The sequence below is a fragment of the Micromonospora sp. RB23 genome (genome assembly GCF_053585025.1).
In genome coordinates, this window is the sequence record NZ_CM132111.1 from 3,551,041 (window position 1) to 3,562,267 (window position 11,227).

Consider the following 11,227-nt stretch of genomic DNA (forward strand, 5'->3'; position numbering starts at 1 on the left):
CCCGGCCCGCGATCACCACGATCGCGGGCCGTATCAGGGCAGAGGTCCCGTCCCGGGGCCGCAGGGGAGCCGGTGGTTGCCGGCCCGACAGCGCGTACGACCTCCGCCGCGCCCGATCTCGGCCTGGCGTCGGGGCGTGCCGTGAAGGAGGTTCGGTGTCGCGTCGGCCCGCTCAGGCAGAGCACCCGCGGGACACCGGTGACCAGGCGCCCGGCGACCAGGTGCTCACCCTGCCCAACCTGATCAGCTTCGGGCGGCTGCTGGGCGTACCCCTGTTCCTCTATCTCTTCCTGGTGGCCCGGGCGGACGTCGCGGCGGTGGTGGTGCTGGCCATCGGCGGCACCACCGACTGGGTCGACGGCTGGATCGCCCGCCGACTGCGGCAGGTGAGCCGGCTCGGTGAGTTGCTCGACCCCCTGGCCGACCGCCTCTACATCCTCGCCACCCTGCTCGCCTTCACCGCCCGGGAGGTGGTGCCGTGGCAGTTCACGGCGGCGCTGCTGGCCCGCGAGCTGCTGCTGCTCGGCTCGCTGACGGTGCTGCGCCGCTTCGGGTACGGGCCGCCGCCGGTGCACTACGTGGGCAAGACCGCCACATTCCTGCTGCTCGCGGCGTTCCCCGTGCTGCTGCTGGCCACCGAGTGGAGTGCGGCGGCGACGGCGACGGCCGCGATCGGCTGGGGCCTGGCCTGGTGGGGGCTGGTGCTCTACTGGGTGGCCGGCGCGATGTACGTGGTGCAGGCGTCGCGGCTGGTGCGCGCGGCGCGCAATCGGGGAGCAGCCGCGTGAGCGCGACGCCGCCGAAGCGGCCCCGCCCGGACCGGGTGTACGCGCCGGACTTCCTCACCGAGCTGTTCCGCAACCCCCTGGACCCGGGGTACGCGGACGCGGCGGCCGCCGCGCGTCGGCGGGGATCATCCCCGGACGCGCCGCGGAGCTGGGCGGCGCGGTCGGTCGGCCTGGTCGTGGTGGTGGTGCTGGGTTTCCTGTTCGCGGTGGCGTACCGCCAGACGATGGCGGACGAGCCGGGGCGCGCCCAGGCGCGCTCGGGGCTGGTGGCGCAGATCAAGGAGCGGGAGAGTCAGACCGACCGGTTGTCCGAGCGGGCGGACCAGCTCCGTGAGGAGGTCAGCCGGCAGCGGGACGCGGCGTTGAGCGGTTCGGCCGCGGCGCGTCTGCGGGACCTGGAGGCGAGCACCGGGCTGGGTCGGGTGCGGGGTGACGGTGTGGTGGTGCGCCTGGCGGACGCTCCGGGGAACGCGGACGCGGTGACCGGTGCGGGCGCGGGGCCGCCGCGGGTGCTGTACAGCGACCTGCAGGGTGTGGCGAACGCGTTGTGGAGCGCCGGCGCGGAGGCGATCGCGATCAACGGGCAGCGGTTGACGTCGACGTCGACGATCCGTTCGGCGGGTGAGGCGATCCTGGTGGATTTCCGGCCGGTGACGGGGCCGTACGAGGTGTCGGCGACGGGTCCGGGGTCGATGCGCCGCAAGTTCGAGGACAGTCGGAACGCGGCGCTGATGCGGGAGGTCGCGCAGAAGACCGGGTTGTCGTTCGGTGTGCGGGAGGCGGAGGACCTCACCCTGCCGGCGGCTCCGGAGCCGCAGCTACGCTACGCCAGGCCGTCGGTCAGTCCGAGCCCTTCGGGGTCGGGTGGCCGGTCCGGCAGTCCTGGGTCGTCGGGTTCGCCGGGGACCGCTAGTCCTTCCGGAGGTGGCGGATGATCGCGGTGCTGGCGTTGCTCGCCGGTGTGGTGCTCGGGGTGTGGCTTGATCCGACGGTGCCGGGGGCGTTGCAGCCGTACCTGCCGATCGCGGTGGTGGCCGCGTTGGACGCGGTGTTCGGTGGGGTGCGGGCGAAGTTGGACCGCATCTTCGACGACAAGCAGTTCGTGGTGTCGTTCATCTCGAACGTGCTGGTGGCGGGGCTGATCGTGTATCTGGGTGACCAGTTGGGCGTGGGTGGGCAGTTGTCCACCGGTGTGGTGGTCGTTCTGGGTGTGCGCATCTTCGGAAATGTGGCGGCGATCCGTCGGCACCTGTTCCGGGCGTAGGTTTGACAGCGATGAGCGACGAGCAGGCGGAGACGGGGACGGGCTGGCCGCAGCCGGCGGCGCCGGGACGGCCTGGTGGGCCGGCGGGTGAGCCGGATCCGCGGCCGGACGCGCCGGATCCGGACGAGTTGAGTCCGTTGGCGCCGCACGAGCCGGTACGGGAGTCGGAGCCGGCCGACGCGGAGCCCGAGGTGGCGCCGGTCGACGACGGTGCGACGGTGGATCTGCGCGCGGTGTCGCGGGCGGGGGAGCCGGCGGCGGTGTCGGACGAGCCCGAGGTGTCGTCGGCCGCGCCTGCGGTGGCGGGTCGGTCGCGGTGGAGCGCGGCCGGGGTGATGATCGCGGTGTTGTTGGCGTTGTTGGGCTTCACGCTGGTCGTGCAGTTGAAGACGACGTCGACGGATCCGACGTTGGGTGCGACGCGTCAGGAGGACCTGGTGCGGATCCTGTCGGACCTGGACGCGCGCGAGAGTCGCCTGCAGCAGGACATCCGGGCGTTGGAGGACAGTCAGCGGCAGTTGGCCTCGGGTGAGCAGGGTCGGCAGGCGGCGTTGGACGAGGCGACGCGTCGGGCGGACGAGCTGGGGATTCTGGCGGGTACGTTGCCGGCGGTGGGTCCGGGGTTGACCGTGCAGTTCACCAGTGGGGTGAAGCCGATCACGGCGAACCGGGTGTTGGACGCGGTGCAGGAGTTGCGGGGCGCGGGCGCGGAGGCGATGCAGATCTCCGGTGGTGACCGGGCGACGGTGCGGGTGATCGCGTCGACGTACTTCCTGGATGGGGAGAACGGGTCGTTGATGGTGGAGGGGCGTCGGTTGACGGGTCCCTACACGATTACGGTGATCGGTGATCCGGCGACGATGCGTACGGCGTTGAACATTCCTGGTGGGGTGGTGGCGTCGGTCCGGGGTGACGGCGGTAACGTGACCTTTGGGGAGCGTGAGGTTGCCGAGGTTTCGGCGCTGCACGCGCCGACCAAGTAGGAAACACGCCCGTCCGGTCTCCTGACCGGCGCGGCCGCTCCGGGCCCGGGTGGTCCGGGGCACGATGGATGAGGACGCGTCTGGTGATTCCCGAGGATCTGCGATACACCGCCGAGCATGAGTGGGTGGCGGGTGACGGTACCGGTTCGGTCCGGGTCGGCATCACGCACTTCGCGCAGGACGCGCTGGGTGACATCGTGTACGTGCAGTTGCCGGAGGCGGGTGCGGTCGTGGCGGCCGGTGACTCGTTGGGCGAGATCGAGTCGACCAAGAGTGTGTCGGAGATCTACGCGCCGGTCGCGGGTACGGTGGCGGCGCGTAACGAGGCGCTGGGTGACACTCCTGAGCTGATCAACACGGATCCGTACGGTGCGGGCTGGTTGGTGGAGATCACGCCGACTGATCCGACGGCGACGGACGGGTTGCTCACGGCGGGCGCGTACCAGAAGATCACCGAAGGCTGAGTGTGCTTGATCCGGCGTGCGGGTTGTCTGCGCGCGTCCGGTTGCCCTGCATTTCGGCGCTGGCTAGGCTCGCCCAGTCGACCGAGAAGAACCCATTAGTTGTGCGTTGCGGAATTGCCTTCCCGGGCACGGGGAGCCAGCCGCCGGGTGTGGGAGTGCCCGGCGGCCAGACCCGCCATTACCCGACGCCGACCGATCAGATCCGTGAGGTGGTCCCATGACGCGGCCAGACGACGAGTTCCCCCCGCTCGACGTCACTTCGACGCTCAATCTCGGCTCGCTCGACGAAGTGCTGGAGGGGCCGGACACCGATGTGGTGCCGAGCCGGATGTCCGGTTCGTTGCCGCCGGGTATGGCGCTGCTGGTGGTTCGTCGCGGCCCGAATGCGGGCGCCCGGTTCCTGTTGGACCATGATGTGACGACCAGTGGCCGGCATCCGGACAGTGACATCTTCCTCGATGACGTGACGGTGTCGCGTCGGCACGCCGAGTTCCACCGTGATGGTGGGACGTTCACGGTGCGGGACGTGGGTAGCCTGAATGGCACGTACGTGAATCGTGAGCGGGTCGAGGCGGCCACGTTGAGCAATGGTGACGAGGTTCAGATCGGTAAGTTCCGGGTGGTGTTCATCGCCGGTCCGCGCCCGGAGGAGGAGGCCGGCCGGGGGTGAACGAGCCTGCGGCCTCCACGCCACCCGGGGCGGCCCGGTCCCAGCCGCTGATGAGCATCGGTGAGGTGCTGGGTCAGTTGCGGGTGGATTTTCCGGACACCACGATTTCGAAGCTGCGGTTCCTCGAGGCCGAGGGGCTGGTCGAGCCGCAGCGGACGGCGGCGGGTTACCGGAAGTACAGCTGGGACGATGTGGCGCGGTTGCGGTTTGTGTTGACCGCGCAGCGGGACAGGTACCTGCCGTTGCGGGTGATCCGTGAGCAGTTGGCCGAGTGGGATTCGTCCGGTGAGCAGCCGGAGCGGTCGCGGCCGGCGTTGGTGGCGGTGGGGCCCGATGGTGCGGTTCCGGGTCGGGAGTCGGCCGAGTCGTCGCAGGTGCGGCTCGGCCGGGCTGAGTTGGTGGCCCGCAGTGGGATCGATGAGTCGACGCTTGTGGAGTTGGAGCGGCTCGGTGTGCTGGTGTCGGATCCGCCGGGGTGGTATGACGCGGATGCGTTGATCATCGCGTCGGCGGTGGCGGGTCTGGCGGCGTACGGGTTGGAGCCGCGGCATCTGCGGGGTTATCGGACTGCGGCCGATCGTGAGGTCGGGTTGTTCGCGCAGTTGGTGGCGCCGTTGGCGCGGCAGAGTGATCCGGCGGCGCGGGCGCGCGCTGCGGAGACGGCGCGGGAGTTGGTGGCGTTGTCGGAGCAGTTGCACGCGGCGTTGGTGCGGGTGGGTTTGCGGTCGACGTTGGGTCGGTGAGGTGCCCGGCAGGTGGCGGCGGAGCGGAAAGATCTCTTCGGGGAAGCGTGCCGTAGGCTTGCCGGGGTAACCCCTTTCTGGCGCGGGCGTGGTGCTGTAGCGCATGGGACGGCCGTGTTGCGGTCCGTGTACCGTGCAGGGAAGGGCGCGGTGCGTAGGTTGACGACGACACGGAGGCGGCGGTGCGCGAGCTGAGCGTGGTCGGAGTTCGGGTGGAGCTGCCCAGCAACCAGCCGATCGTCCTGCTCAGGGAGGTCGAGGGCGACCGCTATCTGCCGATCTGGATCGGCGCGGTCGAGGCCACGGCCATCGCTTATGAGCAGCAGGGGGTCAAGCCGGCCCGCCCGTTGACGCATGATCTTCTGCGGGACGTGTTGGCGGCGTTGCAGGCGCCGTTGCAGGCGGTGGAGATCACCGAGCTCAAGGAGAACGTGTTCTATGCCGATCTGTTGATCGGTGACGGGGTGCGGGTGTCGGCGCGTCCGAGCGATTCGATCGCGTTGGCGTTGCGGGTTGGTGCGCCGATTCGTTGTGCCGAGCAGGTCCTCAGCGAGGCGGGGATCGTTATCCCTGACGAGCAGGAGGATGAGGTGGAGAAGTTCCGCGAGTTCCTGGAGCAGGTGCGTCCGGAGGACTTCGCGGGCTGAGCGGTTCGGATGCCGGCTGGTGTCACGGTGGGTGACGCCGGCGTCTGGTCGGTGATCTTTCTCGGTGGCTGCGCGGCGTGTCGTGTCGGTTCCTCCGCGGTAACCCCTGAAGGTGGCGTTAGGGTTGCCGTGTCGAGGGGTGCGCGTCGGAGAAACGACGCGTCGCCGCACTGACGGGGAGGTTGTCCGGATGCACGAGCCGCAGGATCCCGATCCGGGTACACAGGTCCACGAGCCGGGTGCCTCGTCGCCGGGTGTGGCGACTGAGGGTGACGGCTCGGTGGGCTACCGAGGTGTGACGGCGTGCCACGCGGTGGGCATCAGTTATCGACAGTTGGATTACTGGGCTCGGACGACGTTGGTGGTGCCGAGCGTCCGGGACGCGTCGGGTTCGGGGACGCAGCGGTTGTATTCGTTCCGCGATCTGGTGGTGTTGAAGGTCGTGAAGCGGTTGTTGGATGCGGGGGTGTCCCTGCAGAACATCCGCAAGGCGATCGAGGCGTTGCGGTCGCGTGGTGTGGAGGATCTGGCGGGGATCACGCTGATCTCGGACGGGACGACGGTGTACGAGTGCCGTTCCCCGGAGGAGGTCGTCGACCTGTTGCAGGGTGGGCAGGGCGTGTTCGGGATCGCTATCGGTGGGGCTTTCAAGGAGATCCAGGGCTCGTTGTCGCATCTGCCGGCGGAGCCGGCGGTGAGCGGCCCGGCGGAGCCGGCGGCGTCCTCGTCGGATCCGGTGGGTGACGAGTTGGCGGCGCGGCGGGCGCGGCGGCGTGCGGGCTGAGTAGCGCTGCGCGTCTGTCGGTGCGCGGTCCGTTGGTGTGGGTGAAGTTTTTGGACGCACCTGTTTGGTGACTGTGGGTCAGGGCGGTCGACGTCGGGTGGTCGTTCCCCGGTCGATGAATCCACACTGGACACTGTCCGTGGTGTTCCGGTTGCCGTGGGTGGATTCTCGGGTGAACCGTGATGACGGTCTGTGTCCACCAGTTGTCGGGAATCGGATAGGGGGGCCCTGACCGGAGGTCGCGGGCACGCTATGGTCCGTCACGGTCCCCGCCGTGGTGCCCATGGCATGCGGGTGTCGCGTCGGTGGCCGTAGCCCCTGCGCGTCACCCCGCGCGCGACCTTTCACCCCGGAAGGAACGACCGTGACGGTTACGGAAGAGACCGCTGCCGCCTCGCACTACGACCGCATCGGCGGCGCGAGTTCGGTTAAGGCGGCCGTCGAGCTGTTCTACGACAAGGTCCTCGCCGATCCCGAGTTGGCGGGCTATTTCGCCACTGTGGACATGCCGACCCAGCGTCGGCACCTCGCGTTGATGTTGACGGTGGTGTTGGGCGGCCCGAACGAGTACGCGGGTCGTGGTCTGGCCGAGGCGCACCAGCCGTTGGGTATCCCGGCGGAGCACTACGCGAAGGTGGGCGTGCACCTGATCACGACGCTGACCGAGCTGGGTGTGCCCGCCGACGTCCTGGACCACGTGCGCGTGGTGTTGGGGCAGGTGCAGGACCAGGTGGTGTCCACCGGAGAGCGTCCGGGCGTCTGAGCGTGGACGCGGCCCGACTCAAGCAGAGTTGGTCCCTCGTCGCCGCGCACGGCGACGAGGTGCCGCTCTATTTCTATTCGACGTTGTTCCTGGCGCATCCCGAGACGCGGCAGATGTTCCCGACGAACATGGCGGGGCAGCGGGACCGTCTCGTCACCGCGTTGGGGCACATCGTGTCGCATGTGGACCAGGTCGATCGGCTGGTGGGTTTCCTGCAGGACCTCGGCGCGGATCACCGGAAGTTCGCGGTGCGCGCCGAGCACTACCCGGCGGTCGGTGAGGCGCTGCTGGCGACGTTGCAGCATTTCCTGGCCGAGCAGTGGACCGACGAGCTGGCTCAGGACTGGGCGGGCGCGTACGGGTTGGTCGCGCAGGTGATGACGGAGGCCGCGCAGGCCGCCGAGGCCGTGAACCCGCCGTGGTGGGTGGCGGAGATCGTGGCCCACGAGCGGCGGGCGTTCGATGTCGCGGTGTTGACGGTGCGTCCGCAGTACCTGTTGCCGTTCACCCCGGGGCAGTCGATCGGGGTGTCGCATCCGTCGGTGCGGTCGTGGCGGTACTACTCGCCCGCGAACGCGCCGCGCGCGGACGGCACGTTGGAGTTGCATGTGCGGGCGGCTCCGGGTGGCGCGGTGTCGTCGCGGTTGGTGTACGGCTCGGCGGTGGGTGACCGCGTCAATCTGGCCGCGCCGGTGGGGGAGCGGTTGGCGTTGTGGTCGGCGGGTTCCAGTGACCTGTTGTTGTTGACGTCGGGCACGGGTTGGGCGCCGATGAAGGCGTTGGTGGAGCAGATCGCCGCGGAGGGCTCCCGTCGCCGGGTGGACCTGTATGTGGGGGCGCGGTCGCGCAGCGAGTTCTACGACAGTGACGCGATCGACAAGATGGCGTCGTCGTTTCCGTGGTTGACGGTGACGTACGTGGTGGGCGCGGACGCGAACCGGCCGGGTGAGTTCGTGCACGCGGTGGACCGGGCGTTGGCCGATGGCGACTGGCGTTCGCGGCACGTGTACGTGTGCGGGTCGGACGAGATGGTGTCGCATTCGGCGCAGACGTTGGCGCGGGCGGGATACCACGAGGGTCAGGTGCATCACGAGGGTCTGGGCAAGCAGTGGTACGGCCCGGCGTGGCGTACGGCGGTCCAGCAGTCGAGTGCAGGGGGTGACCAATGAGCGCGAACCCGATCAGCCGGTACGACGGGATTCAGGTGTCCGGCGGTGTGCAGGTGCGGATGACCTCCGACCGGGTTCGGCGGTGGGAGTTCGGTACGGCGCCGTTCGCGCGGCGGGGCTACGACCACGCGGACGTGGATCGGTTCCGGGTGCAGGTCGCCGACGAGTTGGATCTGTTGGCGACGCAGATCGCGCATCTGCGGGCCGAGAACGAGCGGCTGACCGATCGGGTGGAGTTGCACCGGCACGGGGTGATCCCGAGCGCGGGGGCGGCGGCGAAGGTGCCGGCGGCCAAGGAGGTCAACCTGCTGTCGGCGGCGCAGCGGGAGGCCGAGCAGATCATCGCGCAGGCGCACGACTACGCGCGGCGGGTCGCGGAGTACGCCCGGGTGCAGTACGAGAGTTACATGCGGGCGGCGGCGGAGGAGGCGAAGCAGGAGGCTGAGCGTGCGGTGGCGGAGTACCGCAGTTCGGCCGGGTCGAGCTTCGACGATTCGGTGGCGACCCGGGAGGCGTTGCGGATCTTCGGCGAGATGATGGTGTCGCACATGCAGGCGGCGGCGCGGCATCTCGACGATGGCAGTGAGCAGTTGGTGCGCACGATGGACCGGATCGCGAAGGAGACGCCGGGGGCGCCCTTCGTGAGTGGTCCGGCGGGGCAGACGGCGTTGCCGCGTCACCACCAGCGCTGAGCGCCCGGGGTGGGGGCCCCAGGTGTGGGGCCTCACCCCGGTGGTGGTTCAGGTGGTGGCGGCGTGGACCGCGTCGGCGATCGGTGTGGGTCCGTCGACGAGTTCCAGGGTCGCGCCGGCGGTGCGGGGTTCGTCCAGGAGCGCGACGAGGACCAGGGCGACGTCGGCGCGGCTGATGGCCCCCCGGTCGGCGTGCGGGGTGAGGGTGACGTGGCCGGTGGGTTCGTCGTCGGTGAGGCGGCCGGGCCGCAGGATCGTCCACGCGAGGTCGCGGGCGCGCAGGTCGTCCTCGGCGGCGCGTTTGGCGCGCAGGTAGGCGGCCCACACGTCGTCGGTGCCGGCGGCGGGTGGCCGGTCCACGCCCATCGAGGAGACCAGCAGGTAGCGGTGGACGCCGGCGTGGGTGGCGGCGTCGGCGAGCAGCGCGGCGGCGCCCCGGTCGACGGTGTCCTTGCGGGCGGTGCCGCTGCCGGGGCCGGCGCCAGCGGCGAAGATGACCGCGTCGGCGTCGTGCAGATGCGCGGCGACCTCGTCGACGTCGGCGTGTTCCAGGTCGCAGACGACGGCGGTGGCGCCGGCGGCGCGCAGATCGTCGACCTGGTCGGGGTTGCGGATCAGGCCCACGGCGGTGTCGCCGCGCTCGGCGAGGCGCCGCTCCACCAGCAGGGCGATCTTGCCGTGGCCTCCGGCGATGACAACACGCATGTGCCCAACCTACCGGCGTCGTCGACCCGGTCGCGGTGTGGTTCGCCTCTGCCGGACAGTCGGGCGCGACGGTGGGCCGGGTGTCCCTCGCCCGCTTTGGAGCTGACTCGTCTGCGACATCGCCCGCCGTGCCGGCTGTGCCGCGGGCCACGGACCCCTGCGACATCGTCCGCCGTGCCGGCTGTGCCGCGGGCCACGGACCCCTGCGACATCGTCCGCCGTGCCGGCTGTGCCGCGGGCCGCGGGCCCTGCGACATCGTCCGCCGTACCGGTGTGCCGCGGGCCCTGCGACATCGTCCGCCGTACCGGTGTGCTGCGGGCCCTGCGACATCGTCCGCCGTACCGGTGTGCCGCGGGCCGCGGGCCGGGGGAGATCAGCAGGGGCACCGTGTTCCCCAGGTCAGTCGTGACCGTCTGATTCGTTGACGGCATCAGCTCCAAAGGATCCGTGCACCACCCTCGCCGCCGTTGGCACGGACAGCAGCACCGCCGCCGGCCGGTGTTCGGCATCGGGGGGTGCGCTGAGGCAGCATGGGAGGGTGACGACGAGTGTGCAGGAGTTGGCCTCGCTGGTGGCCGGTGGTCGGGTGGTCGTGCTCAGCGGGGCGGGCCTGTCCACCGAGTCGGGCATCCCGGACTATCGGGGGCCCAGCGGGGTGGCCCGCCGGCACACCCCGATGACGTTCCAGGCGTTCACCCGGGATCCCCTCGCACGGCGGCGGTACTGGGCGCGTAGCCACCTGGGGTGGCGGTTGATCGCCCGGGCGACGCCGAACGCGGGGCACCGGGCGGTGGCGCGGTTGCAGGACGCCGGCCTGGTCGACGCGGTGATCACGCAGAACGTGGACGGGTTGCACGGCGCGGCGGGCAGCGACCGGGTGGTGGAGCTGCACGGGCGCCTGGACGAGGTGACGTGCCTGGACTGCGGCAACCTGACTTCCCGTGAGGAGGTGGATCGGCGGCTGCGCGAGGCGAACCCGGACTTCGTGGCCCGGGTCGCCGCGATCAACCCGGACGGTGATGTTGATCTCCCGGACGAGCAGGTGGCGCGGTTCCGGCCGGTGGACTGCGGGATCTGCGGGACGGGGATGCTGAAACCGGACGTGGTGTTCTTCGGCGAGACGGTGCCGCCGCAGCGGGTGGCGCAATGTTTCGCGCTGGTGGAGCAGGCGCGGGCGGTGGTGGTGCTGGGCTCGTCGTTGACGGTCATGTCCGGTCGGCGGTTCGTGATCCGGGCGGCGAAAAGCGGCATCGCGGTGGCGATCGTCAACCAGGGGCCGACCCGGGGTGACGGGTACGCCACGGTGCGCGTCGACGCGCCGCTGGGCGAGGTGCTGCCGATCCTCGCCGACCGCGTCACCGGGGCGTCGACCGTGCCGGTGTGACAGCCGCCCCGGGGGTAGGACATCCGCCGGAAACACCGGCGCTGGTAGCGTTGACCATGCCGGTACCACCCACGTGGGAGAGACCGCCCGGAAGCTCAGGGCGGCGCCGAAGGGGCAAATCCTCCCCGGAACCTCTCAGGCAAAAGGACCTCGTGGGCAGGCACTGTGGA

General features: G+C 70.5%; 13 protein-coding genes, 1 pseudogene and 1 riboswitch. Of the genes and pseudogenes, 13 read left to right on the forward strand and 1 reads right to left on the reverse strand.

Annotation, left to right across the window (positions count from 1 at the left end; translation table 11 throughout):
- Positions 1-155: 155 nt before the first annotated feature.
- From ACTFTM_RS16385 to ACTFTM_RS16440, 12 genes and pseudogenes are all read left to right on the forward strand, one after another.
- Positions 156-788 (forward strand): CDP-alcohol phosphatidyltransferase family protein, encoded by a 633-nt coding sequence (locus ACTFTM_RS16385; RefSeq protein ID WP_449561344.1) that lies wholly within the window; start codon positions 156-158, stop codon positions 786-788.
- Positions 785-1,723, forward strand: a complete 939-nt coding sequence (locus ACTFTM_RS16390; RefSeq protein ID WP_449561345.1) for a DUF881 domain-containing protein — start codon at positions 785-787, stop codon at positions 1,721-1,723. The genes ACTFTM_RS16385 and ACTFTM_RS16390 overlap by 4 nt, the downstream gene beginning before the upstream one ends.
- Positions 1,720-2,052, forward strand: a complete 333-nt coding sequence (locus ACTFTM_RS16395) for a small basic family protein (protein ID WP_449561346.1) — start codon at positions 1,720-1,722, stop codon at positions 2,050-2,052. The genes ACTFTM_RS16390 and ACTFTM_RS16395 overlap by 4 nt, the downstream gene beginning before the upstream one ends.
- Positions 2,053-2,063: 11 nt before the next feature.
- Positions 2,064-3,060: pseudogene (locus ACTFTM_RS16400) on the forward strand (DUF881 domain-containing protein).
- Positions 3,061-3,118: 58 nt separating this feature from the next.
- On the forward strand, positions 3,119-3,499 hold the full coding sequence (gcvH, locus tag ACTFTM_RS16405) for a glycine cleavage system protein GcvH (RefSeq protein ID WP_449566654.1): 381 nt from the start codon (positions 3,119-3,121) through the stop codon (positions 3,497-3,499).
- 217 nt (positions 3,500-3,716) lie between these two features.
- On the forward strand, positions 3,717-4,169 hold the full coding sequence (gene odhI, locus ACTFTM_RS16410) for an oxoglutarate dehydrogenase inhibitor Odhl (RefSeq protein ID WP_007071101.1): 453 nt from the start codon (positions 3,717-3,719) through the stop codon (positions 4,167-4,169).
- Between the two features lie 50 nt (positions 4,170-4,219).
- A complete protein-coding gene (gene ftsR, locus ACTFTM_RS16415) occupies positions 4,220-4,912 on the forward strand; it encodes a transcriptional regulator FtsR (protein WP_449566655.1) in 693 nt (230 codons plus the stop codon).
- 182 nt (positions 4,913-5,094) lie between these two features.
- Positions 5,095-5,559 carry a bifunctional nuclease family protein gene (locus ACTFTM_RS16420; RefSeq protein ID WP_007460347.1) on the forward strand — a complete coding sequence of 155 codons (465 nt, stop codon included), beginning with the start codon at positions 5,095-5,097 and terminating at the stop codon, positions 5,557-5,559.
- A 190-nt stretch (positions 5,560-5,749) separates the two neighbouring features.
- Positions 5,750-6,343 (forward strand): MerR family transcriptional regulator, encoded by a 594-nt coding sequence (locus tag ACTFTM_RS16425; protein ID WP_449561347.1) that lies wholly within the window; start codon positions 5,750-5,752, stop codon positions 6,341-6,343.
- A 364-nt stretch (positions 6,344-6,707) separates the two neighbouring features.
- Positions 6,708-7,106: a group I truncated hemoglobin gene (locus tag ACTFTM_RS16430; RefSeq protein WP_421471035.1), complete on the forward strand. Its 399-nt coding sequence runs from the start codon at positions 6,708-6,710 to the stop codon at positions 7,104-7,106.
- A 2-nt stretch (positions 7,107-7,108) separates the two neighbouring features.
- Positions 7,109-8,275 (forward strand): globin domain-containing protein, encoded by a 1,167-nt coding sequence (locus ACTFTM_RS16435; protein WP_449561348.1) that lies wholly within the window; start codon positions 7,109-7,111, stop codon positions 8,273-8,275.
- Entirely contained in the window at positions 8,272-8,967 is a 696-nt protein-coding gene (locus tag ACTFTM_RS16440; protein WP_449561349.1) for a DivIVA domain-containing protein, read from the forward strand. Before ACTFTM_RS16435 ends, ACTFTM_RS16440 begins: the two co-directional genes overlap by 4 nt.
- A 48-nt stretch (positions 8,968-9,015) precedes the next feature.
- Here the strand turns inward: ACTFTM_RS16440 and ACTFTM_RS16445 are convergent, their stop codons facing one another.
- Positions 9,016-9,672, reverse strand: coding sequence for an SDR family oxidoreductase (locus ACTFTM_RS16445; RefSeq protein ID WP_449561350.1), 657 nt, complete (start codon positions 9,670-9,672; stop codon positions 9,016-9,018).
- Between the two features lie 539 nt (positions 9,673-10,211).
- Here ACTFTM_RS16445 and ACTFTM_RS16450 point away from each other — a divergent pair.
- Positions 10,212-11,057, forward strand: coding sequence for an NAD-dependent protein deacetylase (locus tag ACTFTM_RS16450; RefSeq protein WP_449561351.1), 846 nt, complete (start codon positions 10,212-10,214; stop codon positions 11,055-11,057).
- 64 nt (positions 11,058-11,121) lie between these two features.
- A riboswitch (glycine riboswitch) is annotated at positions 11,122-11,218 on the forward strand.
- Positions 11,219-11,227: the final 9 nt, after the last annotated feature.